This is a genomic window from Paenibacillus sp. MER 99-2 (assembly GCF_023714095.1).
Classification (GTDB): domain Bacteria; phylum Bacillota; class Bacilli; order Paenibacillales; family Paenibacillaceae; genus Paenibacillus.
This window is the reverse complement of sequence record NZ_JAMAUZ010000002.1, coordinates 1-25,925: the sequence shown is the minus strand read 5'-3', so window position 1 is coordinate 25,925 and position 25,925 is coordinate 1. Positions and strand designations below refer to the sequence as shown.

Annotated in this window: 25 protein-coding genes; 5 read left to right on the top strand and 20 right to left on the bottom strand. The window is 44.2% G+C overall.

The annotated features are described in order from the left end of the window. Nucleotides 1-56 precede the first annotated feature (56 nt). The 7 genes from M3636_RS10910 to M3636_RS10880 form a co-directional block, all read right to left on the bottom strand. Complete coding sequence (locus M3636_RS10910) at nt 57-389, bottom strand: hypothetical protein (RefSeq protein ID WP_251382542.1); 333 nt, start codon at nt 387-389, stop codon at nt 57-59. Nucleotides 390-468: 79 nt separating this feature from the next. Next, entirely contained in the window at nt 469-732 is a 264-nt protein-coding gene (locus M3636_RS10905; RefSeq protein ID WP_251382541.1) for a hypothetical protein, read from the bottom strand. A 181-nt stretch (nt 733-913) separates the two neighbouring features. After that, entirely contained in the window at nt 914-1,201 is a 288-nt protein-coding gene (locus tag M3636_RS10900; RefSeq protein WP_145050436.1) for a hypothetical protein, read from the bottom strand. A gap of 256 nt (nt 1,202-1,457) precedes the next feature. Next, the gene (locus M3636_RS10895; RefSeq protein ID WP_251382539.1) at nt 1,458-1,946 is read right to left on the bottom strand and encodes a DinB family protein; all 489 of its coding nucleotides are present in this window, start codon (nt 1,944-1,946) and stop codon (nt 1,458-1,460) included. A gap of 26 nt (nt 1,947-1,972) precedes the next feature. After that, nucleotides 1,973-2,890 carry a helix-turn-helix domain-containing protein gene (locus tag M3636_RS10890; RefSeq protein ID WP_251382537.1) on the bottom strand — a complete coding sequence of 306 codons (918 nt, stop codon included), beginning with the start codon at nt 2,888-2,890 and terminating at the stop codon, nt 1,973-1,975. 314 nt (nt 2,891-3,204) lie between these two features. Beyond that, on the bottom strand, nt 3,205-4,371 hold the full coding sequence (locus tag M3636_RS10885; RefSeq protein ID WP_251382536.1) for a hypothetical protein: 1,167 nt from the start codon (nt 4,369-4,371) through the stop codon (nt 3,205-3,207). A 35-nt stretch (nt 4,372-4,406) separates the two neighbouring features. Next, nucleotides 4,407-5,627, bottom strand: coding sequence for a metal-dependent hydrolase family protein (locus tag M3636_RS10880; RefSeq protein WP_251382535.1), 1,221 nt, complete (start codon nt 5,625-5,627; stop codon nt 4,407-4,409). Between the two features lie 477 nt (nt 5,628-6,104). On the opposite strand from M3636_RS10880, the gene M3636_RS10875 reads away from it, so the two are divergent. Further along, nucleotides 6,105-8,144: a helix-turn-helix domain-containing protein gene (locus tag M3636_RS10875; protein WP_251382533.1), complete on the top strand. Its 2,040-nt coding sequence runs from the start codon at nt 6,105-6,107 to the stop codon at nt 8,142-8,144. A gap of 29 nt (nt 8,145-8,173) precedes the next feature. Here the strand turns inward: M3636_RS10875 and M3636_RS10870 are convergent, their stop codons facing one another. Next, complete coding sequence (locus tag M3636_RS10870; protein WP_251382530.1) at nt 8,174-8,998, bottom strand: helix-turn-helix domain-containing protein; 825 nt, start codon at nt 8,996-8,998, stop codon at nt 8,174-8,176. Nucleotides 8,999-9,121: 123 nt separating this feature from the next. On the opposite strand from M3636_RS10870, the gene lacZ reads away from it, so the two are divergent. Both lacZ and M3636_RS10860 read left to right on the top strand, forming a co-directional pair. Continuing rightward, nucleotides 9,122-12,238: a beta-galactosidase, LacZ type gene (gene lacZ / locus M3636_RS10865; RefSeq protein ID WP_251382529.1), complete on the top strand. Its 3,117-nt coding sequence runs from the start codon at nt 9,122-9,124 to the stop codon at nt 12,236-12,238. Nucleotides 12,239-12,795: 557 nt separating this feature from the next. Next, nucleotides 12,796-13,452 (top strand): hypothetical protein, encoded by a 657-nt coding sequence (locus tag M3636_RS10860; protein WP_251382528.1) that lies wholly within the window; start codon nt 12,796-12,798, stop codon nt 13,450-13,452. A 145-nt stretch (nt 13,453-13,597) separates the two neighbouring features. Here the strand turns inward: M3636_RS10860 and M3636_RS10855 are convergent, their stop codons facing one another. The 3 genes from M3636_RS10855 to M3636_RS10845 all read right to left on the bottom strand — a co-directional run bounded on the left by M3636_RS10855 (nt 13,598) and on the right by M3636_RS10845 (nt 15,513). Then, the gene (locus M3636_RS10855; protein WP_251382527.1) at nt 13,598-13,948 is read right to left on the bottom strand and encodes a hypothetical protein; all 351 of its coding nucleotides are present in this window, start codon (nt 13,946-13,948) and stop codon (nt 13,598-13,600) included. Nucleotides 13,949-13,999: 51 nt separating this feature from the next. After that, nucleotides 14,000-15,052, bottom strand: coding sequence for a flavin-containing monooxygenase (locus tag M3636_RS10850; protein WP_251383049.1), 1,053 nt, complete (start codon nt 15,050-15,052; stop codon nt 14,000-14,002). A 224-nt stretch (nt 15,053-15,276) separates the two neighbouring features. Beyond that, entirely contained in the window at nt 15,277-15,513 is a 237-nt protein-coding gene (locus tag M3636_RS10845) for a LapA family protein (RefSeq protein WP_251382526.1), read from the bottom strand. A 172-nt stretch (nt 15,514-15,685) separates the two neighbouring features. On the opposite strand from M3636_RS10845, the gene M3636_RS10840 reads away from it, so the two are divergent. Then, on the top strand, nt 15,686-15,838 hold the full coding sequence (locus tag M3636_RS10840) for a hypothetical protein (RefSeq protein ID WP_251382525.1): 153 nt from the start codon (nt 15,686-15,688) through the stop codon (nt 15,836-15,838). A 501-nt stretch (nt 15,839-16,339) separates the two neighbouring features. Here M3636_RS10840 and M3636_RS10835 read toward each other — a convergent pair. The 8 genes from M3636_RS10835 to M3636_RS10800 form a co-directional block, all read right to left on the bottom strand. Further along, nucleotides 16,340-17,296 (bottom strand): hypothetical protein, encoded by a 957-nt coding sequence (locus M3636_RS10835; protein ID WP_251382524.1) that lies wholly within the window; start codon nt 17,294-17,296, stop codon nt 16,340-16,342. Nucleotides 17,297-17,559: 263 nt separating this feature from the next. Beyond that, a complete protein-coding gene (gene groL / locus M3636_RS10830; RefSeq protein ID WP_145050416.1) occupies nt 17,560-19,194 on the bottom strand; it encodes a chaperonin GroEL in 1,635 nt (544 codons plus the stop codon). Between the two features lie 73 nt (nt 19,195-19,267). Continuing rightward, on the bottom strand, nt 19,268-19,549 hold the full coding sequence (groES, locus tag M3636_RS10825) for a co-chaperone GroES (protein ID WP_056694371.1): 282 nt from the start codon (nt 19,547-19,549) through the stop codon (nt 19,268-19,270). Between the two features lie 511 nt (nt 19,550-20,060). Next, nucleotides 20,061-20,846: a twin-arginine translocase subunit TatC gene (tatC, locus tag M3636_RS10820; protein WP_128100724.1), complete on the bottom strand. Its 786-nt coding sequence runs from the start codon at nt 20,844-20,846 to the stop codon at nt 20,061-20,063. A gap of 75 nt (nt 20,847-20,921) precedes the next feature. Then, complete coding sequence (locus M3636_RS10815; protein WP_056694367.1) at nt 20,922-21,170, bottom strand: twin-arginine translocase TatA/TatE family subunit; 249 nt, start codon at nt 21,168-21,170, stop codon at nt 20,922-20,924. A 179-nt stretch (nt 21,171-21,349) separates the two neighbouring features. Beyond that, a complete protein-coding gene (locus M3636_RS10810; RefSeq protein WP_056694365.1) occupies nt 21,350-21,835 on the bottom strand; it encodes a MogA/MoaB family molybdenum cofactor biosynthesis protein in 486 nt (161 codons plus the stop codon). A gap of 77 nt (nt 21,836-21,912) precedes the next feature. Further along, nucleotides 21,913-22,422: a cyclic pyranopterin monophosphate synthase MoaC gene (gene moaC / locus M3636_RS10805; protein ID WP_128100723.1), complete on the bottom strand. Its 510-nt coding sequence runs from the start codon at nt 22,420-22,422 to the stop codon at nt 21,913-21,915. Beyond that, nucleotides 22,422-23,054, bottom strand: coding sequence for a 5-formyltetrahydrofolate cyclo-ligase (locus M3636_RS10800; protein ID WP_164848626.1), 633 nt, complete (start codon nt 23,052-23,054; stop codon nt 22,422-22,424). Before M3636_RS10800 ends, moaC begins: the two co-directional genes overlap by 1 nt. Before the next feature lie 348 nt (nt 23,055-23,402). Here M3636_RS10800 and M3636_RS10795 point away from each other — a divergent pair, with 348 nt between their 5' ends. After that, entirely contained in the window at nt 23,403-25,361 is a 1,959-nt protein-coding gene (locus M3636_RS10795; protein WP_251382523.1) for an ABC-F family ATP-binding cassette domain-containing protein, read from the top strand. A 230-nt stretch (nt 25,362-25,591) separates the two neighbouring features. On the opposite strand, the gene M3636_RS29955 is transcribed toward M3636_RS10795, so the two are convergent. Continuing rightward, the coding region (locus tag M3636_RS29955; RefSeq protein WP_483311514.1) for a transposase at nt 25,592-25,925 on the bottom strand (334 nt) is incomplete at its 5' end.

Here is a 25,925-nt window from a genome sequence, read left to right as displayed (position 1 = left end):
GGTTCTTTACCAATGAATTAATCGCATGGGAGCTAGGTTAAACAAGAGAATAACGTCTACAGCTGCTTAGCCAGCTTCTCGAATTGATCGATGTGTGGTTTGATTTCTTTTTCTATACTCTTAATAAATGTAGCAAACTGCTTCTGACTAAACTCATCACCCACACCGACATTACGATAGACATTTCCCTTTTTATACTTGAATGAGAAGAAATACCCGCTCTTTAACCCTGCTAACATATTCCCTGGTGAACCCATCATCTCCAGGCTCATCTTAGCGTCCTTGTACATAAAAGAATACGGTGGATCGTACTCTCCATGTCGAACATCATAACCTGCAACCCACTGATCTTTGGCAAACGTCCCTGTTCGAATCTGATTCTCAAGCAATGTTGCTTCATTAGATATTTCCTTGATTTCTAGCTGACCCTTGCCATCTCTCTTATCATTCTTCCAATTCCCCTCGTATTTAAGGGTCGTAATGCTTTAACTGGTACACCCCGTAACCCGAGCGTTTGCCATTCACCCAGTTGCCACTGTAAGTCTTACTCTTGCTCCATGTCATCGTTCCATCACCATGAGGTTTACCATTCTTCGTTTCCCCATAATAGGTCGCTCCATTGCTAAAATCCAGCGTGGTCATGGCAGAAGCTGCCTGTGTGCTCGCAGCAGGCAAGATCAGTGACAGACATAACGTAATCCCCAACATGTACTTCAACATTTTGTTCAACATTTAATTCTTCCTTTCGTGCTGTGCAAGAAGCGCTCATTCTTATAACAGCGTTATGTAAATATAACAAGCTTACACATCATACCATTTTCTACAAAACTAGCACTATCAAAAATTAAGCCCCTGCCCGGCAAGATAACCTACCAGACAAGGGCTTGTTCAGTGCACTACAGTCAAGTCTGCATTAGAAATCAGCTACAGCGAATTGAATCGTTCCGGAAGCCGCGCCTCCATTATTCGCTAGCAACGCGAAAACTAACACATGACCCGCTCCAATCGTAAGACTACTGTTTACAGGAACAACATAAGTGACAACTGGTTCATTGACACGAGTAATCACAAGAGATACGGGAAATGGTCCGTTGTTGTTGACTGTTACAGTAGCATTGGTGCCTCCAGCCAGATTTTCGTAGTAGGACTTACCTACACCCGCTGGAAGATTGTAATACTGTAATGGTAAAAGGATAGCCATGTGAATCACCTCCTTTTTGCTTTGATACGGTATTCTATGTTTGAAATCTAGTATTGTAACGGTAAAATGCCAGTGTTATAACGTCTATTTTTACTAGACTTCATAGATTCGAGATTCGATTATAGACTGAGACGCAAAAAAGCCCTACCGAACCATTCGGTAGAGCTGTAGCGATGCGTACTTTATGTTCAACGTAAAAAACGGACTGAATTACCTACGCAAACTCTGCTGACAGAAGATTATAAATCTCCCGAGCTTACGCGTATAACATGAAGAAGTTTAATTCATGACCTTGCTGCTTCAGATAATTATAGAGCTGGGAACGGTGATGGAATACATGCGTTAACGTCTCAATCTGCCACTGCGCCTGAAGGTGACCATGCTCCATATAAAAAGCTTTGGTAGAACGGGTTAATAGATCCTCTTCACTGAGTGAAACGATATAGGCTTTGTACGCCTCTAGATTACTCCACAGCGTTGCTTCTAATTTCTCAATATCCTGGATGCCTGCTAGACTATTCTCAACTTGTCCTACCTCTGCTTCGCCTTTCTCCTGCATGATGGCAAGATCCGAAGCTGTAATTTGAATAAAATGGTGCACCAGCTCCACCAAAGAACGCATATTATCCTGTGGACGGTATGCCCAATCCTCAGGACGAATCAGACGGATAAGTGATGCGCCAGTCCGCACGCCCGTTTCCAACTCTCGAAGCAGATGATCTCTCATTTGCATAGTTCCATTCATATCATTTGTCTCCTTTATCATTCATCTTAGGATTTAAGTATAACCGAGGGCTTGTCTAATCTATTGTACAAATCGGACATCATCAAATGATGTTCCTTAGCAGCGGTCCGTGGCGTATCTCCATAGAATTTACGAAAGTGACGAATCAAGTGTGCTTGGTCATAGAATCCATGTTCAACCGCCAAGGCCGCCCAATCACTCACCGGATTCTGATGAATGCTCGCCAGTACACGGTGAAAACGAACGATCTCGCTAAACCGCTTGGGGCTAATGCCAATCCAGCCTGCAAATTTACGATGCAATTGCCGCTCGCTCACAACCTCACGCATGGCGAGCTCATGCACATTCATACTGCCGCCATCACTGAATATACGGTGCAGAACATTTTTCATCAGATCCTGCTCGTATGCTGAGATACGTACCGACAGTTGCTTCAACGTTCCCTCCATAAGTCGCACCCGCTCATGGAAGCTGTTCGTTGCAGCCAGGCGCTCCCGAAGTTCCTCCACCTGCGTAGGCCAGCATTCCTCAAGGGCGATCCTCAGATCTGTGAACGCATCCAGTGGCAAGCCATGAAATGACCGAGCCCCTCCAGGAAAAAAGCGCACACCAAACGTATAATCCCCGGACGGAACCACACCTACTCCTTGGGGAAATACGAGGGGCTGCGTGTAGTTTCCACAATACGATAACGTATGCTTCGACTGAGCCGCATCATATGTTATAAGAATATCCGTACAACCGTCTGGCAATACCCGAGTGGGTAATCCACTCGTATGCTTAGGCAATATGTTCTCTTCACTGTTCGAAAAAAAACCTGATTCCCAATAGCAAGCAATATACGCCATCAGATCAGGAGAAGGCATTCTCTCTACATAATACGATTGATCATCCGTACCATTGATCTGGATTGGTCGAAACATCGTATGCAGCGTTACATCCATGAGAACCCTTCCTTCCTCTTCATCTCTCTGCTCTGTATACCCATTATGTATGCTTCTATCATATCATCATCACATAACCCTACACAGCCAAAGATACAAAAAAAATGCCCCGCCGGACGATCCGGGCGGAGCCAGTCACACATCTATTTAACACGAGAAGGGGTTTACAAGACTTATCTTAGCCCTCGAACCTTAATAGAAACTGAAATTGGGATGAAGAGAAGATCAATTTTATAAAGAAAATTAAACTAACCAACGCTGAGATACCGCTCGCGCATCCTTCGTAATCAAAAGCGGACTTTTTGAACAACCTCTTACAGTGTCTTGATCAATACTGACGCAATTAATACAGAAGCTGTGGTGACTGTTGTAAATCCACCTACCAGCATAGGTGTCAAAATCTCATCCAGAATCGCTTGACGTTCATTCTCATCACGTCCAACAGAACGACTCACTTCTTCACAGATAATGTAGTCCCCTGGAAAACCAAATAGAGCTGTTAACGCTACTGGCAAACCTTTCAGCGGGTCCCATTTGAATAGCTTAGAACCAAGGAATCCTCCGATCATTACCCCAACCACCCCGACTGCGATAATGAACAATACGGGAATAATAGAGCTGACCACTGCATCCACCGTAATCGACTCCATACTTGTCATAACCACGATAATCAGACCGATCATAGCAATGCCTGACGTACTGGCTTTATCCAGAATCCGTGATGGGAATAGCCCGACAAGATGTCCAATAACACCTAACAGCAGAGCCCAAATACTGTAGCTAAGCCCGGTTATATTGCCAAGATAGATGGACAGACTGCCCATAATAAACAAGAACAACAGCAAGATTGGTGCCGTGTGGAAACGCTTCGGAAGAAATGTTTTGACATTCGCTTCCTTAATATTTACGTTACTTGACGATGGAGTCTTGTTCTCAAAAGCACCCTGTTTCTGTAGCTTCAGTGCATATCTCCGAAGTAGATTCGTTGCGAGCGGCATGCCCACGAGTGAGTGAATCCCCAAAATAACCGCCGGAATCGTAATCAGATGCGCGAGATTCATCTCCTGCAGCTTCGTAGCCGTGATCAGATAAGAGATAATACCACCGACCACCGGGCTTGATCCGGCAACGGCTGTAGGATAACCATAAAATGGCGTTACAATTAACAAAATGAGCCCTGTAGCTATAAGTGATCCGAACAGTGAAATCAATATCGCTTTATATTGCGAACGAATCAGTTTCAATGGAATCAAGGTTCCCATATGAACAATAAGCGGAGCCACCATCAACGCCCCGAACGCGCTCAGTGCAGAGCTCGACACCACGCCTTGCGGAAAGAATCCGGCCCAGTTCAGTAGTAGATAACCGATTAGAATAACGAGCAAGGAAGGAATTCGTGCTTTCGACCAGATGGAGACTAATTCTCCTATAGCTAAAATGACAAGTAATATCGTGGCGATATAAATCGGTTGACTAAACATGGTGACTTCTCCCCATTCTCTATGTTGTCTGCTTATTATTTCAAGCGCTCACCTGATAAATAGACCTGCTCAATATGGGCTGTATTAGCAAGCAGACTAATATCGGTCAATGGATTCACATTCAGAACCAGCAGATCTGCTGACTTGCCCGCTTCAAGGGTGCCGATCTCCTCCTCCATCTGCATCGCTTTGGCCGCATCTCTCGTTGCAGCCACAATGGCCTGCATTGGTGTGAAGCCAACATCATCTACAAGCAATCGCATTTCGAGCGCATTACCGCCATGCTCCACCGGTGCACATGAACAGAAGTCCGTACCCGCTGCGATGGTCACACCTGCTTTGTGTGCGATGATCATATTCTCAATATGCTCTTGGTATACACGCTCGGCTTTGCGAATGCCAAATTCAGGTACACCGTATTTATGCCCTTCTTGGATAATCCGATGCACAATAGCCAGTGTTGGAACAAGAATAGCCTTCTGATCCAGCATCAAACCGATGCCTTCTTCATCGATGTAGATTCCGTGTTCAATCGTACGGACACCTGCAAGCAACGCATTTTTAATCCCCTGTGTGCCTTGTGCATGTGATGCTACATACGACTGTACCGCCTCAGCTTCATAGACAATCGCCTTCAGTTCATCCAAGCGGAATTGTGACCACCGTGGATCATCCTTCTCAGACAACACCCCGCCTGTCGAACACACTTTAATAAAATCTGCACCCTCACGGAACTGCGTGCGTGCGGCCTTAATGACTTCTGGCACACCGTCACATGTCGTGAAAATGTTCAATTCCGTTGGAATCATATGAATATCTGCATGTCCACCTGTCTGACTGAGCATATGACGAGACGTTTTGATCCGCGGCCCTTTAACGACACCTTCTTTGATTAAATCACGAATATACACAGCGACATGGCTGCCGACATCCCGAACCGTTGTGAATCCAGCGTTAATCAGCTTGGGTAGATCCTGTAATGCTCTCCCCATCTGAAGTTCATTTGGCTCAAGAGCCACTGCTGCCATGTTCAGATTTTTCGCTCCATGTACGTGAACATGTGCATCGATCAATCCTGGCATGATAACTTTTCCAGTCACGTCGACAATCTGAGCTTCTTCTGGAATCTGTACTGTTGCCTTGGCACCTGCCTCTTTAATCTTACCGTTGTCTACCAGAACCACACTATCGGCAACAGGCTCTCCACCTTGTCCATCTATTAGCAATGCACCTGTAAAAGCAATCATTGGACTCATCAATACTCCACCTCGTTTTCAGATTTGGTTGTACGTTCAACTAAAGAATATTTACACTGCCACTCCGATGACAGAATAACCTTCCGATCGCTGTTATCCCCAGATTTTTTTGATTCCCTTCTCCAAAGGGAAAATCCGGGGATAGCCTATGCTTCCGATGTAGCTTTCTTTCAGAAAGCTTTCAGCCGAACGCTTTGCTTCTTCACGTTATTTCTGTCCTCTCCGTTCTCGTGTAAAAGTTAAGTTGAACTTAAATATTACGTGCACACGTTCAAATTAAAGCTATACTGTTGTAACACTTTGAAATTGTATTGCGTTAAAGTTACTGACATTATATAAGTTGCAATTGTATAATGTCATTGTTGATACCAACAGTTTTATATAGATATTGATGGTGATATACACAGCGAAGAAGAACCTTCGTTTAAAATTGATATGACTAATGTTATGTATTGGCACACGAAAGGAGTCGCACCCATGTTAAATGAGACGATACATTCCTTTATGACACTTAGCTTTGGCACCTGTCGATATGGCATATGGCTCAAGGATGATTATGATGTTCAGTGGAATAACTGGCTGCTTGTAGGAGAAATGCCCGACAATATCGAGGAAATACCTCCAGGTTCAGAGTGGAAAATATTTAAATATACGTTTGAATTTCTATCCCATTGCCACATTCGTGTTGCTGTCGACACTCAGAAGCAGCTGACCCTCTTACAGAGTGAACGTCTGGAATCATTGATCCGGGAAGAACTGCTCAAACAGCAGATTATGAAGGAGCGTGTACATAATGAGCGCTGGATGACGGGGCTAAGAGAGCTTACCTGTTCACTAGAATTGAACGATCTGTTGCTGAAAATTATGGAGAATGCCCTTAAGGTGATTCCATCCCTATCCTGTGGTTTGTTTATGATGGTTGATCCCGAATCAGGCAAAATGATTCCTAGAGCCAAGGTTGGTTTTCAAGATAGTGTGTTTCAGTATCAAGGAGAGATTGATGAAGGAATTACTGGGAAGGTATATGAGGAAGGCATCGGCCGTATATACAGTAACCCGGAAGAGGCGTACAGAGATATGGATAACGTTAATCCGGAGAAAGCCAGTATTATTGTTAGTGCGTTACCCGACGGTAGTGTGGCTAAAGGCATGATTGCCGTCCCAGTCACAATGAACACGCGGAAAATCGGGGTCATGCTCGTCTATCAATTCACGCAATACAGGCGTTTTGCCCCGCATGATCTGAACGTGATGCAAGGGTTTGCAGATCAGGCGGCGATCGCCATCTCGAACGCAACCATGTATTCTGAGCTACTGGAGAAGAATCGTTATCTTGTAAGCCGCAATGAAATTCATAATCAGTTTACCAGACTATCGATTGAACACGGTTCTTTAGGTCATACCATTGAGAAGGTAGGTTCGATGCTTAACTTGCCTACCTATTATATTGATATGGCGAGAAACGATTGGTATCCTACGATACCTGAGAGTGCTGTGCTTCATGAGATCAATATCTATAGCTTGATAGAGAACAGCTTCGACCCTGTGTCAATGCCTGGAGATGGGCATCCCGACGTATATCTATATCCGATCGTATATGGTGCGCTTGTGCTCGGTTGTTTCCTCATTGAGCTGCATCATCCCCTGCGGCAGCTTGACCATGTTATTTTGGAACAGGGCGGAGCTATTGTCACATTGAATATGATGAATACCTACTCTCTGACGGAGATGACATATCGCAAAAACCAGGATTATTTCGGTGATCTGGTTCAATATCGGGAACCTCAGCAGTTAGAGAGCAGGCTTGCCAGTTTTCATTTACCCACCCATCAATCCTTATTCGTCATTCAGGTTCAGCTTCAGAGTGAACACCTGGATATGAAAACAACGGAAAATTGGGTTCGTAAGCTGATTGGCTTTACCGACAAGGAGTTAGGCACAACAGAGCATCTACTATTTAATACGCACAATAAAATAACGATTCTGGCTGCCGCCTCCGATCCCAAAATGCGGCTGCACGTCATAAGCACACTTGAAGTCGCTATACAGAAATGGACTACCTCCAAGACGCCGCAACTCTTGATGGGAATTGGCGGCATGTATCGTGGCCTGGAGTATGTATCCAAGAGCAATGACGAGGCTACACGCGCACTTTCCTTTTTGCTGAAGCGTAATAAAGTAGGCATAATGCTCTATGAGGATATTGGCATTAACAAGCTCTTCCTCAATCAAGAGACGTCGGATATTGAAAACTATATTCATGAAGTTCTAGCACCGCTCCAGCAGCAGAAATCGGGGGAGCTCGAACTTACGCTCAAAACCTATATTTCCGAGAATCGCTCCGTTCAGGCCACGGCCGAACGATTGCATATTCATAGCAATACACTCTATTTACGTCTACGTAAAATAGAAGAGATTCTAGGTGTTGATCTGAATGAATCAGAAGGCTGGATGAAAATCTATCTGGCGTTTCATTTAAGCGAAGTATACGCTGTGACGCATACACCTTCTATATAAGTTGAACCAACGGATAAGGTGGAATGAAATCATTGCAATCCATGTAGCTTACGGAAGCTTTCTGGGCTCATGCCGGTATGCCTTTTGAACATGGCGCAAAAGTAACTGGCATTCTCGTACCCAACCCGATGGGCAATTTCGTATATTCGCAGCTGCATCTCACTAAACATCAATTGCTTGCTGCGATTAATACGCTGTTGATTCACATAGAACAACGGTCTGGTGGATAATGCCCGCTGGAACAATCGGCACAAATACTGCGGGGATACCACAGCCACTTCGGCCAGCTCGGCTAGAGACAACGACTGATCCAGATGCTCAGCGATATATCGCAACACAGGTTTTAAACGCTGTAACTCATCATTCTGGTTAGCTGGCGCGATCAGCATTGATCTAAGATCCAGCAGCAGGGCGTACAACCACTTGGAGCATTCAATTTCATACTGGGTATCTTCCACATTCTCTTCTCTCACAAGCATGTGCTGTAACCCTTGTAATAGCTTGTTGGATGTCAATCTGCATACGCGTGAATGGGTAATGCCCGCATACGAGAGCAACTCACTTGCCTCTCGCCCCTGAAAGGATATCCATGCCAGCTCCCAGCGATCACTTATAGGCAGATAACGATGCGGAATGTCAGGATACAAGAAAAACACATCACCCGGGCCGACCATATGCTCTTCATCCTGAATAATCAGCTTTCCCTGCCCTTCAATGACCTGATGGATCTGATAATCAGGGAAGCCCTGCGGACGATCTGTGTCCTTCTGATGCTCCCAATAACCTACTGTAGTCATATAAATCGGCAAACGAGAGGTCTCGTCTATTTTTCCAAACCTAAATTGAGTTTCCACTAGTTCACCACCTTGTCAATTTAGTTTCATATTGTGATAGATGTGGGCAATATTCTTTATTTCATAAGTGCCTTTTCAATTTTATAATGACAATATTATAACATTATTGAAGGAGCTGCTGTGATGAGAAACAAATTGAACTACACCCCTCCAGCCAATGGTTATCCTGAATGGAACAATAATCCTGAAATCTTTCAAGTGGGCAGATTACAGGCACATGCTTCAATGACGCCATTCCCATCTGTTGCGGAAGCATTGAACAATAAAGCAACATCTTCTCCTTGGTACCAGTCCCTGAATGGCGTGTGGAAGTTTGCTTTTGCAGAAACGCCAGATGCTCGAATCACGTCCTTTTACGAGACGAATTACGATTATAGCCAGTGGGACGAGATCCCGGTTCCTTCGCACTGGCAGCTTCAAGGCTATGATTATCCACAATACACAAATATTCGTTACCCATGGTCAGAGCGTGAGCCAGAATTAAAATCACCATTCGCACCAACAACCTACAATCCTGTTGGTTCTTATATCCGAACGTTCTCCGTTCCTGCTGATTGGAAGGATCGCCCTGTTCTTCTCCATTTCGCAGGGGTTGAATCTGCGTTCTATGTGTGGGTTAACGGTGAATTAGTCGGTTATAGCGAAGATACCTTTACTCCTTCGGAATTTGACATTAGTGCGTATCTACGTGATGGCGAGAATACACTTGCCGTGGAGGTGTACCGCTGGTGTGATGCGAGCTGGCTGGAAGACCAGGACTTCTGGCGGATGAGCGGCATTTTCCGTGACGTATATCTGGTTTCTCCTTCACCTGTACAGATTGCTGACTTCTTCGTACAGACTCACCTTGATGCAGCCTATCAGGATGCTGAACTACAGATCGATGTGAAACTGTTCAATCACAATGCCAGCGTTACAGATGGCATGAACGTGCAGGCACAGCTCTATGATGCACTGGATCAAGCGGTGCTGGATCAACCATTACGTGCGACTGTTTCTTTTGCCAATGATAACGAACTGAGCGTTCACTTATCTGCAGAGGTTAACAATCCACTGAAATGGAGTGCAGAATTCCCTAATTTATATACAGTAGTTCTGTCTATCCAGACGGACAATGGTGAAACGGTTGAAGCGGTTCGTTCCCGCGTTGGATTCCGTACGTTTGAATTGAAGGACGGTTTGATGAAAATCAATGGTCAACGTATTGTTTTCAAAGGCGTCAATCGCCATGAATTTTCTCCGAAAACAGGACGTGCGATTACCGCTGACGACATGATCCGTGACATTGAGTTGATGAAATCTTTCAATGTTAACGCCGTGCGTACCTCTCATTATCCGAACCAATCGCTCTGGTACGAACTGTGTGATGAGTATGGTCTCTATGTCATCGACGAGACCAATCTGGAGACACATGGATCATGGTACTACGGACAAAAGGAACTGAATGAGAACAACATTCCTGCAAGCAAGCCAGAATGGCGAGACAATGTAATAGATCGCTGTAACTCGATGTTCCAACGGGACAAAAACCATCCGTCCGTCATCATCTGGTCGCTGGGCAATGAATCCTTCGGTGGCGACAACTTCATCGCCATGTACGATCATCTGAAACAGGCTGACCCAACAAGACTCGTTCATTACGAGGGAACGTTCCATTATCGCCCTTCGGATTCAGCGAGTGATATTGAGTCAACCATGTATATCAAACCTCAACAAGTAGAGGAATATGCCCAGCTGAAGGTGCCGAAGAAACCTTATATCATCTGTGAATACAGCCATGCCATGGGTAACTCATGTGGTGGATTACACTTATACTGGGATGTATTTGACCGTTATGACATTTTGCAGGGAGCCTTTATCTGGGACTGGATCGACCAGGCGCTGCTCACAACTACAGCAGATGGGATTGAGTATCTCGCCTATGGCGGGGATTTCGGAGAATCGCCGCATGATGGTAATTTCTGCGGAAACGGACTGATCCTGGCAGATGGCTCTGTTACACCGAAGCTTGAAGAAGTGAAGAAATGTTACCAAAATGTTCGCATGGAAGCCGTAAATGTACAGGAGGGTATTTTGCGTATCCGTAATCTCTTCCTGTTCACCGATCTGAGCGAATACGATCTTGTATGGACGTTATTACACGATGGTAAACCTGTTGAGAACGGTCAACTTGACATTGCCGTGGCACCTGGAGACTCAAGCGAAATCCGGATTCCTTATACATCATCAACAGATCTGTACCAAGAAGCGGTGTTAACCGTGTCGCTCGTGACCAAAGTTGCAACCAAATGGGCAGGTGAGGGTCATGAAGTCGCTTGGGATCAGTTCGTTGTATCGCCAAGATTGCAACCAAACAAGGCAGCAGAGCAAGGCAAGGGTAAATCGTTACTCGTAGAGGATGTGCAGAACGAGTTGAGCGTAAGTAGTGAACATGTATCGTTTGTTTTTGACCAAACTACAGGCGCGCTTACATCCTATCAGATCAACAAGCAAGAGCAATTGCTTGCACCTGTCCGACCTAATTTTTGGCGTGCTGTGACAGATAATGATCTAGGTAACGGTCTCCCAGAGCGCTCCGGCTTCTGGAAAGATGCACACGCGACTAGCCAATTAATTCGCTTCGAACACCAAGTGAATGAACAAAATTGCATCGTGACGAGCGATTATACGTGGAATGCACATCCAGGGTGCACGTTGTCCGTTACGTACAAGATGCTCCCAGATGGCACGCTGGAAATACAACAGCATCTTATTCCAGGTGAAGGATTACCCGAGCTACCGGAATTCGGCATGCTGCTGCAACTGAATAACGAGCTGGATACAATTGCTTGGTATGGTCGAGGGCCACATGATAACTATGCAGACCGGCTGACAAGTGCACGATTAGGATATTACACTGGAGCGGTACGCGATCAATTCGTTCCGTACCTGAGACCACAGGAATGCGGTAACAAAACCGATGTACGTTATGCTGAAATTACGTCCAGCAATAACACAAACGGTGTCCGCTTCGAATCAGCAACACCATTTGAGATTAATGCATTGCCGTGGACGCCTGAGGAACTTGAGACACATGACCATGTGTACAAACTACCTCAGAGCACCCAGACTGTTGCCCGCATCAATTACAAACAAATGGGCGTAGGCGGTGACGATAGCTGGGGTGCGCCTACTCATGCGGAATATACATTGCCCGCTAATCGTGCGTACCACTTCACCTTTACGGTTAAACCTGTATAACTATATAAATTGAACTAAACATTTACACGGAAACGGAGAGGACAGAAATAACCTGAAGAAGCGGAGCGGTCGCCTTTATCCCCGGATTTTCCCCTTATAGAGGGAATTAAAAAAATCTGGGGATAACAGCGATCGTAAGGTTGTTCTGTCATTGGAGTGGCAAGTGTAAATATTCTTTAGTTCAAGTTATATAGAACATGTAAGTTAGGAAAGCCTAAGAAGAGCACTGCTAGCTGTATGCTGGCAGTGCTTTTTGCCCGTGATGAATGAAGCTAGATCTGTGATGCATGATGCGTGATGCTTGATACGTGATGTTTGAATTGAGATGTGTGCTGGAGATGTGAGATATATGATCCATAATGTTCGTTGTGTGAGCGTACATGCTCAGTTTAAAGTTACTCGAAGAAACATTATAATGAATGTTGGAACAAAAGAATATAGATGAGCTTTCATCAATTGAGAGATTACGAGGTGAGAATTTGCAAGTTTTGTTTACCGTAATATGGATTATTGGATTATTAGCTTTCTTTGTTTTTCTTGTACGCATGATCTTATCGATGAGAAAACGTAACAAGATAAACATCCAGCATATCATTCTAACGACGCTCTGTTTCGTAATGGCTTCCATAGGTATGTATGGCATGTTGGCATTATCTCCAGACTCTTCACAGCCTAGTTCAGAGCAGACAACACAGCAGAATTCCGGTACTGCGTCGGATCAAAGTAACGACGATGCTTCAAGTCCGAACAATACTACTGGATTCCAAATGACTGCTGGCGATTTCCGAAACAAGTTCAATGCTGCTGTAGGAAAATACCGATTAAACGGGCTGGCGATTACTCGACTGACCATGAATGAATCATCTGCGGATCAGGCTACTCCTACTTTTGAATATGCATTCAATGACGAACTGAGCTTGATCGGAATAGTCAATGCAGCTGATCAAATACAGGAGATTAAGTTATATGGGACTGGTAATGTCAATGAACCGACACGTGGCGTACTGCTAACAGCTATCGCTACACTCATCTTAACCACTCACAGTGAATATACCTATAACGATGCGCAAGATGTTATTCAGGATATCGGACTGTTGGAACGCGATGTGAATCAGAGTGAGTTTGATGGAACGACGATACGAGATGGATTCCAATATCGCTTCCAGATTCAAAATGATGGGACGTCTGTTTTTGAAATAACAACGGTGGAATAAGTCTCATACGTGTAAGAAGCCGTCCTATGAAGGACGGCTCATTGTGTAAAGTATGATCAATAAAAGTAATTGATGTGTTAGCTAGGAATCCGCTAAATCCATAATTGTGCCCACTTCAACCGTGTAACACCTCCCAAAGCGAGAGCTATTCAAAGGTCACACTCTCGCTTTGATCATTCCAGCTTATTCTAAACGTAATCGGATCTTTTGTTTTATCCGCGTTACTTATGATGGGGCCGGATATATGGAAGGGTACCTCTTGTTCATTAGAAGCTTTCCCCTGGTATTTAATATTTGTGCCAGAGATGTCGTACTCGATATCCTTAAGCTTGGTTTCTTCCCCAATGTAGACAATATTGAATGAACCCGTTGATCGCTGAAGGGACACATCCCAATGATCACTCTTCCCGTGTAGAATATTATCCGCACCACAAGCTGATAAAAGAGATGCTAGTACTATACAACAAGTCATGCACGCTATTTTGATTAATTTCATATGATCCCTCCTTTTAGGTATATACCCAAAATATGAGATATCATATTCATTCTACCTCTGAAGGACAGCATTCACGATACTCTGAGCATCGTATTTAACCCAGCCTAGCAACGCCGAACCACGTGATGTTTGCCAAGGTAATCCTACAAAGTACAGTCCATTAACTGGCGATACGCCTCTCTCGTGCAAGACTCCCCCATCGGAATCAAAAGCATTATGAATATCAATCCAACGATCATTACGCTGAAACCCCGTTGCCCAGATAATGTTATTTATTTTTGTCTCACTACCATCCTTGTATAGGATACGGTCATCTATCGCATTGGTAGCACGTGGACGCATGCTCACTCGATCTTTGGCAATCAGCTCTTTTAACTCGTAGCCGTATACATACTCAGGCTGATTGCGCAGCCATTTTCCTTTCATACGTTCTGTACCCGCACGTAACAATCCGGTCTTTTCCAAATACCAAAATATACTTCGTTTCATAATATGTAATGGCTTAAATGTAATCTGTCGAGCTAGGGATATGTACACTACTTGTCTATCATCTGATGCTAACTCTACTGCAATCTGGGCACCTGAATTGCCTCCGCCCACAACAACTGTTGTTCCCGGAAGCAATTGAGAGCGGTTTTTATATTCCGAGGAATGAAGTTGAACAATATCTTCAGATAATGAATTCGCAAAGCTAGGAACATTTTTAACCTGGAAAGGCCCAGTTGCAATGATAACATTGCGCGCTGTAATCGTTCCCGCTGTAGTTTCCGCATAATAAACTTCATCTTCAATAGAGAGACTGGTAATTGCACAAGTTAACCTGATCGGAAGCTGCATTTGTTCAGCATACTTTTCAAAATAATCTGCAATTTCATCTTTACTCGGCAAGCCATGACGATCTCCTTGAAGAGGCATTCCGGGTAACTCATCATACATTCGTGGAGTGAAGAGCTGCAAAGAGTCGTACCGTGTACGCCAAGATTGCCCAATAGATGAGCCTGCATCAACGATCAAGAAAGTTAATCCTGATTGTTTGAGATAATAACCTACTGCTAACCCTGCTTGCCCAGCTCCGATTACCAATACATCGTACATATGTATCATCTCCATTATCATTTTACACTTCAATATATGAACACTTATTCATATGTTTATATTACTCAAATTTTCTTTTCAGAGCAATATGTAATTCTCATAAAAGTTTTATTATTTTCAACCTATAAAGTTAAAAAGACTCCCTAACGGGAGTCCCTACTCTTTCATTATACGATTTAATTTGTGTGGGCTTAGCATCTCTTATTTCTATGTCAGGTATCTAGAACGTTAATTTACCTGGTGTATCTCTCAATATCATCGTTCACAGATTCATGCATTCTTCTATGATGATCCTCGTGCTGGCGAACGTCATTCTTTAGCTTGACCAGAAACCCCCATCCCGTAAATACCATAAACAGCACCCCAATTAGAGCAAATCCAAAGCTATATAGATTCATATAAAAATTAATAAAAATCGCAGCGAGCATTAAACCTAGTATCCACAGTACCCATTTTGTACTCTTTCGCAAAAAAAGTTCCTCCTTAATTCCCGAAATTCTCATTTATGTATCATTGTACATACGAATAAAAGGAGAATAGGTTTCATCCCTAGAAAAGGTAAGAGTTCAAATGATATAGATCCCCTCATAGCAGACAGAAAAAAAGCCGGCACTTTACTCTGCTGTTATAGGAGGATTTCTTATGAGCAAATTTAAAAAAACATATGATACAGGGTTCTCCTGTTATGTCGACTCGCTCAAGTTTCCAAGAGCGTATACTATAAAGACAGCTGTTAATATCCTTCAAGCAACGTGGAGACGAACAGTTAAAGATGAGGGTAACGAAGTGATGTAAAGTAGTCGAGGAATCTATAGCTATCGACGGGTCAAAGTATAGATCGAGAAGAAATACACACAAATCATAAGCCACAAAACGAATCCAAAATTGATGCATGAGATGGGTATTCAAGATGTCTTCCGCAAAAAAATTCTTATTACGGCAAAAAAAGTAGCGTATATCATTTCAAGTAATCTTATGAACAAAGGCTTCAAGACTAAACGAGGAATGGGCAAGTATGTCCAGAAGGAGAAACTGATACGGTAAAGCATGTATGAAGAGCTTCTTTAGCCATTTCAAAGCGGGAATTTTAATCGCTGCACATTTGCAACAGGAAGGAAGTGAAACCTGCTGTTCAACGTTGTATCCCTTTTTACAACCACCAACATTTTCAAGAAAAACAAAACAACCTAAGCCCGTATGAATATCGGACTCAGGTTGCTCAAAATTGCCTCTTATTACTGTCTACTTGACAGAGATCCGTCCGTACGTAAGTACTTTTCTTTTGATAATAAAATACTATTCTTGAATCGTTATAACTATGCCTTCCTCTAAATATACGTATCGATAGTTTGAATACACCCACTGTTCATGAACTCCAAATTCATAAGTTGTTTTGTTAATCTTGTCAGGCCCACCCCAACTAGATTCTCGCACCTCAGAAGCTGTCATCCCTATAGCTGGAGGAACCCTTGAAAACATCTTCTCAACCTCAGCTCTATGTCTGACCATATCTCGTTCAGCTTCAATCCATTTATCTTTTGATTGAATTTTCAATTTTGTTTTTAAAAACAAGTCTGAAAACTCTCCTTCGTAGGCGATAGGTATACTTTGTAAATAATACATCATCATATCAGAATCGCCTTCCTTACGGGACACCTCAGACATAGCAAAATAATAAAGCATCTTACTCTCAACATCATAATCCATTTTTCTTACCAAAAGACTAGCTATTTCATTGTAGTCTTTATTTTTCAATGATTCTTTGAGCTTATCCTCTTCTGATACTCGTTTATAGATTTTGTCCAATTCCTTTTGTTTTTGTTCTCCTTCCTCCCTCTTCTTGGCATAAAAGGATTCATAATACTCGTTTTTTTCATCATTCAGTTCTCCTTTAAATGCTGTTATTTCTTCTTTTAACTTACCATCGTATGTATCCAAGTCTATTGAATTTAATTTCATTACTATTGGCTCGTAAGATATCTTTCCAGAAACTTTCTCATTCTCATAATCATTTCTAGCATCAACATAAGCAAGTATTTCATTATAATCTTCAATATTCTTGAACTCTGGTTTTAATAATTTTAACTTTGCCTCCTCCCAATTATCAGAAGTTACTAAGCCTAGTATTGTTTCTTGCTCCAATGTTCCACTACCTGTTGCTTGTTTTTCATCAACAGCCTGATTGGGACTACATCCTACTACAATTAAAATTAAACAGCTAAAAAATAAACTTAAAGTAAATCGCCTTATCAACGTACACACCCCTAATCCTATATTAGTATTCATTACATGTGCTAATTTTAGATCATTTTTTAAATTGCATCAATTATGTTATATCTTTCATTAAAAGAGCGCTTTAACTTACGATCATCCAGGAACACAAAAACCACTCCTTAATCAAATTAAGAAGTGGTTTTTGATTCATTTATAATTTGTAACAGTGACTGCTTCACAAACCCTCAATCAAAATGACTGAAAATTTGCTCTGCTAGGCACACGAGATAAGGTCAATGACCTTACATCATGCCGCCCATTCCACCCATCCCGCCCATGTCAGGCATTCCAGCACCAGCACTTGCAGGTTCTGGTTTGTCAGCGATAACCGCTTCAGTCGTCAGGAACATTGCTGCTACGGAAGCAGCGTTTTGCAATGCATAACGCGTTACTTTCGCAGGGTCAACGATACCTGCTTCGATCATGTTAACCCATTCGCCAGTCGCAGCGTTGAAGCCTACGCCTGTTTGTTCTTTTTTCAGACGTTCCACGATTACGGAACCTTCTTCGCCAGCGTTAGCAGCGATTGTACGGATTGGTGCTTCTAGAGCTTTCAGTACGATGTTCACACCTGTTTGCTCATCGCCGGACAATGCTACAGCAGCAACAGCTTGATATACGTTCAGAAGCGCAGTACCACCACCGGATACGATACCTTCTTCAACCGCAGCGCGAGTTGCGTTCAGGGCATCTTCGATGCGCAGTTTGCGTTCTTTCAATTCAGTTTCAGTAGCCGCACCAACTTTGATTACTGCTACGCCGCCAGACAATTTAGCCAGACGCTCTTGCAGTTTCTCTTTGTCGAACTCGGAAGTTGTTTCTTCCAATTGCGTACGGATTTGGCTTACACGTGCATCGATATCGGATTTGTTACCAGCACCGTCAACGATGATTGTGTTTTCTTTCGTTACACGGATTTGACGAGCTGTACCCAGTTGTTCCACAACAGCGGATTTCAGATCCAGACCCAGTTCTTCCGTGATCAATTGGCCACCAGTGAGGGCAGCGATATCTTGCAGCATAGCTTTACGACGGTCACCGAATCCTGGAGCTTTAACAGCTACAGCATTGAATGTACCACGCAATTTATTCACAACCAACATCGCCAATGCTTCGCCTTCGATATCTTCAGCGATCAATACGAGTGGTTTACCTTGTTGAACGATTTTCTCAAGCAATGGCAAGATGTCTTGCGTGCTGGAGATTTTTTTGTCTGTGATCAAGATGTACGGATTGTCCAAAACAGCTTCCATTTTGTCCGTATCTGTGATCATGTAAGGAGAGATGTATCCACGGTCGAATTGCATACCTTCAACCACTTCAAGCTCTGTTGCGAATCCTTTGGATTCTTCTACAGTGATAACGCCGTCTTTACCTACTTTTTCCATAGCTTCAGCGATCAGTTCGCCTACTTCTTCGTCAGCAGCAGAGATTGCTGCAACTTGTGCGATGGATTGTTTTGTTTCGATCGGTTTGGAGATGGATTGCAATTCAGCAACCGCAGCTTTAACCGCTTTGTCGATCCCTTTGCGGATACCGATTGGGCTAGCGCCTGCAGTTACGTTTTTCAGACCTTCTGTGATCAGCGCTTGAGCCAATACAGTTGCTGTAGTTGTACCGTCACCGGCAACATCGTTTGTTTTGGTTGCTACTTCTTTAACCAGTTGTGCACCCATGTTCTCGAATGCATCTTCCAGTTCGATTTCTTTAGCGATGGTTACACCATCATTCGTGATGAGCGGGCTTCCGAATTTTTTCTCAAGTACAACGTTACGGCCTTTAGGACCGAGTGTTACTTTTACTGCATTAGCCAATGCATCTACACCACGAAGCATAGAGCGACGAGCGTCTTCACTGAATTTAATGTCTTTAGCCATGTTAAGAAAACCTCCCTAGTATATTGTGTAAAATGGTACTGCTATATGGTTCGGTTAACCGATAAAATTTGAATTAGTCGAGAATCGCGTGAATGTCGCTCTCTTTCATAATCAAATATTCTTTACCTTCGAATTTGATTTCTGTACCGGCATATTTGGAGAAGATTACGCGGTCTCCTTCTTTCACTTCCAGAGCTACACGTACGCCGTCTTTCAGCACTCCAGCGCCAACAGCAATTACTTTACCCTCTTGTGGTTTCTCTTTAGCAGAGTCCGGAAGTACGATCCCGAAAGAAGTAGTTTGCTCTTGCTCCAATGGTTCTACCAATACGCGTTCACCTAAAGGTCTGATCATGAAAAATAGCCTCCTTTTGAAATTATATAACGTTACATTGTAGGTTGTAGCTATGTATTAGCACTCGACAGTGTTCAGTGCTAACAACCAACTTTATGATACTCAACTTGAAGCATGATTTCAAGTCCTTTTCACGAATTCATGTGATAATTTACGTTCTCTTTACACCGAACCCTCTGAAATGCACTAGAATCTCTGTTCCTCCATGCCGTGCAATTCAAACGCATGACAATAACAAGCCTTATCCCCGTGGAGTGTTCAGCCCTCTTCCATTGTATCCATTGCTCGTCAAAATATGCCTGCTTGTCCTTTAAGGTACATGTTCAAAAAGGACTGTTTTCAGTACCGAGAAGATGGGATGAAGATATAAGTCGGTTAAACGACACACATAAACAGGAATATAGAACCCTTCAAGGACAGAGTTACCCTCCGACGGCTGCACTCAAACTTTTGTGGTCAACGAAAAGTTCTAGTTATACCTTCTTCAGGTTTGTCTGTCCTCCAAGCTCATCTAGCTATTCATGCTGTTCTCGTCACTCGCCTGGGTGTAGCGCGACTCTGACGCCTCATCGGCAGCTAACTGCTTACGATATACAAAGGCCGATAGAAACACACTGAACTCATACAACAAAAGCAAGGGAATCATCACTAGGAGATCTGAGATAAAATCCGGTGGTGTAACCACTACAGCGATGAAGATCAGGATGAAGTAAGCCACTCTTCTCATTTTGCGAAGACGGGTCGGATTCAGAATCCGTATTGCTGTCAGGAACATGATGAGCAGTGGAAGCTCGAACAACAAAGATACAGGCAGCACAATGCCAAACAGAAAACTGAAATATTGCTTCATGCCATATGTCTCGACAAGTCCCATTTTCTCCGTAATCGATGTTGTAAACGCAAGCGCCATCGGGAAGACAACATAATAGGCAAACGACAGACCAATCAGGAACAGAAGAAAGACATACGGTACATATTTCAATGCAGCCTTCCGCTCAATAGGTCGTAGCCCCGGGCTTACAAATTTCCAGATCTGAAACACCGTAAATGGCAATGTCACAACAAGCGAAAACAGTCCCGCAATCTTCATATAGATGCCAATACCATCCCAGAAAGAAAAGGCGTGCAGAACAAAACCTTTAACCGACTCGGCTTTCGTTAAGTACTCATACACGGGATCTGCTACAAAAAATCCTACAATTAAACCTAAAACAAAAACGCTCAGCACATAAATCAGCCGCTTGCGCAGCTCGCTCAAATGTTCCACAATTGTCATTTCTTCTGTCTGCTGCGTCATGCCTGCCCCCCATTATTGCCAGCTTAAAATACAAAACCCTTCCGGCAGGAAGGGAATTCTCATTCATGGCCGTCATTACTCCGGCAAGCGTTTGTCTTCAGGCTTATCTACAGGTGCACTCTCCGATGCCAGTGGCTTGGCCTTTTCCTGCTCCTTGCGCTTGGATGCGTCATCATCCGAGATAATCTCGCGTGCGCCGTCTTTGAATTCACGAAAAGTACGGCCAACTGCACGTCCCAGTTCAGGAAGCTTGTTTGGACCAAACAACAACAGCGCCACAACAACTAATAAAATAAAACCTGTTGGACCTATAGCACTTCCCATGGATACTCCTCCTTCTGCAAGGCTCAGAAACTCTGTTTCATAAGAATCCAATGATCAAGAACAACAACAATGTTGATTTACGCCAATCATACCACAGATGTAACCACTTACATAACCCATAATATTCATAAATTATTCAAAATTTATGAATGGATTACCTATGGAGACTCATGCTCAATCTATTGCTTAAACTGTCCTGTAACCATGAGTAGTGCCTCTGGAAGCTGATCCATAATGGCTGCCAAATGCTCGTGTACCCCCTTAGGCGTACCAGGCAAATTGACGATCAATGTTCGTCCACGAATACCACACAAGCCGCGGAACAGCATGGCAGAACGATTTTTGCTCATGACACTGTAACGCATGGCTTCAGCCATACCTGGAACTTCTCTCTCAATTACCCGTCTTGTCGCTTCCGGGGTAATATCGCGAATCGCAAGCTCCGTACCCCCTGTGGTCAGTACTAGGTCTGCATGGAAGTAATCTGTCATCTCAATTAGTGCCGCGATAATCTCATCGGGTTCATCAGGAACGATGCGGTACTCTACGATCTCCCCACCCAGTTCTTCTTCTACAAGCTCCCGGATGACTTGTGCACTCGTATCCTCACGTTCCCCGCGGGCCCCTTTGTCGCTGGCTGTCAGGATTGCTGTTCTCCACACCATAAAGATCACCCTTCTCCTTTATGAAAATAAATGTCCGTTTAAGAGGTAGTTCAAAAAGTCCGCTTTTGAACACGCACTTAACGATTGAAATCCCCGTTTTTGCCACCACTTTTGGATTGCAGCATGGTCGGACCGATAATCATATCTTTTTGCAAGGCTTTACACATGTCATAGATCGTTAGCGCCGCAGCCGAGGCTGCCGTAAGTGCCTCCATCTCGACCCCAGTCTTACCTTCCGTCTTTACCGTTGCTTCAATCTGTATCTCATCCACACCGTTGTCGTGAAAACGGATATCTACACCTGTAAGTGCAAGAGGATGGCACATCGGAATCCAGTCTGACGTTTTCTTAGCCCCTTGGATACCTGCGATTTGAGCAACAGCCAATACGTCTCCTTTACCAATGCGTCCTTCACGAATCGCTTCAAGCGTAGTTGGTTGCATCGTTACTTTGGACACCGCCACTGCTTTACGAACGGTCGCCTCCTTGCCCGAAATATCAACCATTCGAGCCCGTCCCTGTTCATTAAAATGGGTAAACTCCCCTCCGGAAGTCTGTCCATTGTGTACATCTGAACTCAATACCATCACAACCCTTTATTGATATGTAGTACACCTTCGGTTGTCATCAACAGATCCAGTCGCAGATCGCGTGGTTCCATCGGAATCTCGTCCTGCAATTGCCCTGGTAACACAAGTGCTGCCATCTGTGGTCTTTGACCCGCTTGGGAACATTGGACTGCCAACGTCTCGGCAAAACGGTCATAATAACCGCCACCATAACCAATCCGGCCACCCTGACGATCAAACCCCAGACCAGGCACAATGACAAGATCGATATACGGCCAATTCTCCGGCTGCAATACTTCACAGGAATCTTTAGGTTCGGGTATGCCCCATACTCCTGATTCAATATCCTGTTCTCCAGCCACCCTCCTCAGTTCCATCCGAGTGGGGTTCGCCAGCACTTTGGGAGCTAGCATCACATCCCCATGCTTCCAGCCATCTTCAAACAAAAACGCTGTCGTTGCTTCGCTGCGATAGGACAAATAGCTAAAGATCGTTAACTTTGGCTTGTCCAGCCTCAATCGCTGTAGCTCCCGCTTCACCACAAGGCTTATGTCCCCCATCGCATGGAGACGAAGCGATTCATCCAGCAGATCCCGACTTTGCTTCAGCCGAGAACGAAGCTCGCTCTTGTGTTCCATCCGATCCTGCATGGTTTTGAATACCCTCCTGTTGATGTGAAAGGTGAAAAAAGCACGCATTAATAATCATATTTATATGTTATGACGTGATGTCATCTCGTTGAAATGGTTATCATGAATCATTTTCTGCAAAATACTCATGAATTAACATGCCTTCTTTCAGTTTATCATTGATTGTCCAAAAAGACTACACGGCCCCCCGCTCCCAAGCGGTGCATTTGATCTGTATTTCATGTAAACTGGACTATAGAGGTTGTTCAAAAAGTTCATCCCATCTTCTCGGTACTGACAACCGTACTTTTTGAACACGCACTTATTGTTATCAAATCACGTACTGGAGCGATGGAGGAACTTCATTTTATGTTATTACAAGTATCCGGAATTATTAAACGATATGGTGTCGATCCAATTTTGGACGGCGTAAACTTACAAATATTAGAACGTGAACGAATTGGTCTCGTCGGTGTAAACGGCGCAGGCAAATCAACGTTGCTCAAAATTATTGCAGGTGAGATGTCCTATGATGGCGGGCAAATTTTCAAATCAAAAGAAACAACGCTTGGTTATCTCGCCCAAAATAGTGGACTGCAGTCCGATCGCAACATCTGGGAAGAGATGATGAACGTCTTCGCCCATCTAACCCAAGCTGAGGCTGAATTAAGACAGATGGAGCAAGATATCGCCGACCCTGCCTTCATGGAGGACGAGAAAAAATATGCGGAGCTGCTGGAACGTTATGCAAAGCGCTCCGATTGGTTCAAGGATCATGGCGGTTATGAGATGGAGACTCGCATTCGAAGCGTACTGCACGGGATGGGTTTTGGCGAATTCGCCGCAGACACGCCGATTGCTACGCTGAGCGGTGGGCAAAAAACACGACTTGCTCTTGCTCGTATTTTGTTACAAGCGCCTGACCTTCTCATGCTGGATGAGCCGACGAACTATCTCGACATTCCTACCCTAACTTGGCTGGAGGATTACCTTCGAGGGTATTCAGGCGCGTTGCTGGTCGTATCCCACGACCGTTACTTCCTCGACCGACTGGTTACAACCATCGTCGAAATCGAACGTCACCGTTCCAGAAAATACACAGGTAACTACAGTCGATATATGGAGCTCAAAGCGGCTGAGTATGAAACACAGATGAAGCAATATGAGAAACAGCAAGATGAAATATCCAAGATGGAAGAATTCGTGCAGAAAAACATCGTTCGTGCTTCAACAACCAAGCGCGCACAGAGTCGTCGCAAAGCGCTCGACAAAATGGAACGTCTCGGCAAACCGATGGGCGATCTGAAGAAGGCTCACTTTTCTTTTGAAACAGCCGTCATGTCGGGCAAGGAAGTTCTTCGAGTGGATCAATTGTCTGTTGCCTATGAAGAGGGTTCGCCCCTATTCCGCAATGTTTCCTTCGACTTGCGACGGGGAGAGACCGTTGCCCTGATTGGACCAAACGGGATTGGTAAATCTACCATGCTCAAATGCCTAACAGGAAGCTTGCGCCTGGCAGCCGGAGATATTCAATGGGGAACCAAGGTGCAGATCGGCTATTATGATCAGGAACAAACTGGGTTAACCCCAACTAACACCGTGTTGGAAGAACTATGGGGTGCTTATCCTGGCATGGAGGAAGCCCGCATTCGTACGGTTCTGGGCAACTTCTTGTTCAGCGGTGACGATGTGCTCAAAAAAATCTCCTCGCTCAGCGGTGGGGAAAAGGCGCGTGTTTCCCTTTCTAAGCTCATGCTTAAGGAAGCCAATATGCTGATTCTGGACGAGCCTACGAACCATTTGGATCTATTCGCCAAAGAAGTGCTCGAAGCCGCCCTCATGGACTACGAAGGTACGTTGCTGTTCATCTCCCATGACCGTTATTTCCTCAATAAAATGGCGGAGCGAATCGTTGAATTGCATCCAGGTGGAACGGAGCATTATCTCGGCAATTACGATGATTATGTCGAGAAAAAACAGGAGCTTGAAGATATCGCACGCGAAGCCGCTGAAGCCAAGGCAGCTTCTGCCAAACTCTCGCCTAAAGCGAGCACTGCTCCCTCATCAACGGAGAAATCAGGTGCGGCATCCTTTGAAGCGGATAAACAAGCGAAGCGGGAAGAACGCAATCGACAACGCAGACAAGAAACGCTAGAGTTGAAAATCGCGGAGCTGGAGGATGAGATTACAGGTCTTGAGGCACAGATGGCTCTACCTGAAGTTTATCAGGATTACATGAAGCTACAGGAGCTTCAGGCCAAGTCCGAGGAGCTTAAACAGCAAGTGGCGACAGCTTATGAAGAATGGGAAGCTCTCGCTTTGGAATAGATATTCATACTTGCAATAAAGTATTCTAATGAAGCATTGCGTTACTTTATCACCTACGATGCATGCAATATTCACACATTAAAAGGGATCTCCCAAAGTCATGAATATGACGAGGGACATCCCTTTTAGCGTTATTTTAAGCTAATGAACCTGATACACGCTATTCTCTCCTATTTTCTCAAATCTGATATCTAACGAATCATATGGACCTATGTCAAGAAAGTAGACACTTACGCGACGGATTTGTCCGTAAATTTCTTCGCAAAACGAGCAGGGGAAAGATAACCTAGCGCACCATGCATTCGCTTGCGGTTGTAATAGAACTCAATGTACTGGTAAATGGCGTTATAAGCCTCTTCTGGATTCTTAAAACGAGGGTTACAGTAAATGAGTTCCTTCTTCAAAATACTGTGCCACGACTCGATACATGCGTTATCGTAACAGTTTCCTCGGCGGCTCATACTGAGTTCCATACCATACGATTTCAGTTGCTCCACGTATTCTTTTGACGTGTACTGCGAGCCACGATCCGAGTGATGTAGCAGTCCTGGAGCGGGGCGTTTG

Coding starts and splice junctions, on each gene's coding strand:
- groL (WP_145050416.1), bottom strand. CDS start 19,194: ATGGCTAAAGACATTAAATTCAGTGAAGACGCTCGTCGCTCTATGCTT.
- M3636_RS10900 (WP_145050436.1), bottom strand. CDS start 1,201: ATGGCTATCCTTTTACCATTACAGTATTACAATCTTCCAGCGGGTGTA.
- M3636_RS10890 (WP_251382537.1), bottom strand. CDS start 2,890: ATGGATGTAACGCTGCATACGATGTTTCGACCAATCCAGATCAATGGT.
- M3636_RS10815 (WP_056694367.1), bottom strand. CDS start 21,170: ATGGGAAGTGCTATAGGTCCAACAGGTTTTATTTTATTAGTTGTTGTG.
- M3636_RS10840 (WP_251382525.1), top strand. CDS start 15,686: ATGAGCAAATTTAAAAAAACATATGATACAGGGTTCTCCTGTTATGTC.
- M3636_RS10855 (WP_251382527.1), bottom strand. CDS start 13,948: ATGAAATTAATCAAAATAGCGTGCATGACTTGTTGTATAGTACTAGCA.
- M3636_RS10905 (WP_251382541.1), bottom strand. CDS start 732: ATGTTGAACAAAATGTTGAAGTACATGTTGGGGATTACGTTATGTCTG.
- moaC (WP_128100723.1), bottom strand. CDS start 22,422: ATGGTATTGAGTTCAGATGTACACAATGGACAGACTTCCGGAGGGGAG.
- tatC (WP_128100724.1), bottom strand. CDS start 20,846: ATGACGCAGCAGACAGAAGAAATGACAATTGTGGAACATTTGAGCGAG.
- groES (WP_056694371.1), bottom strand. CDS start 19,549: ATGATCAGACCTTTAGGTGAACGCGTATTGGTAGAACCATTGGAGCAA.
- M3636_RS10885 (WP_251382536.1), bottom strand. CDS start 4,371: ATGTTTAGTCAACCGATTTATATCGCCACGATATTACTTGTCATTTTA.
- lacZ (WP_251382529.1), top strand. CDS start 9,122: ATGAGAAACAAATTGAACTACACCCCTCCAGCCAATGGTTATCCTGAA.
- M3636_RS10810 (WP_056694365.1), bottom strand. CDS start 21,835: ATGGTGTGGAGAACAGCAATCCTGACAGCCAGCGACAAAGGGGCCCGC.
- M3636_RS10800 (WP_164848626.1), bottom strand. CDS start 23,054: ATGCAGGATCGGATGGAACACAAGAGCGAGCTTCGTTCTCGGCTGAAG.
- M3636_RS10860 (WP_251382528.1), top strand. CDS start 12,796: ATGAGAAAACGTAACAAGATAAACATCCAGCATATCATTCTAACGACG.
- M3636_RS10880 (WP_251382535.1), bottom strand. CDS start 5,627: ATGAGTCCAATGATTGCTTTTACAGGTGCATTGCTAATAGATGGACAA.
- M3636_RS10850 (WP_251383049.1), bottom strand. CDS start 15,052: ATGATACATATGTACGATGTATTGGTAATCGGAGCTGGGCAAGCAGGG.
- M3636_RS10895 (WP_251382539.1), bottom strand. CDS start 1,946: ATGAATGGAACTATGCAAATGAGAGATCATCTGCTTCGAGAGTTGGAA.
- M3636_RS10875 (WP_251382533.1), top strand. CDS start 6,105: ATGTTAAATGAGACGATACATTCCTTTATGACACTTAGCTTTGGCACC.
- M3636_RS10795 (WP_251382523.1), top strand. CDS start 23,403: ATGTTATTACAAGTATCCGGAATTATTAAACGATATGGTGTCGATCCA.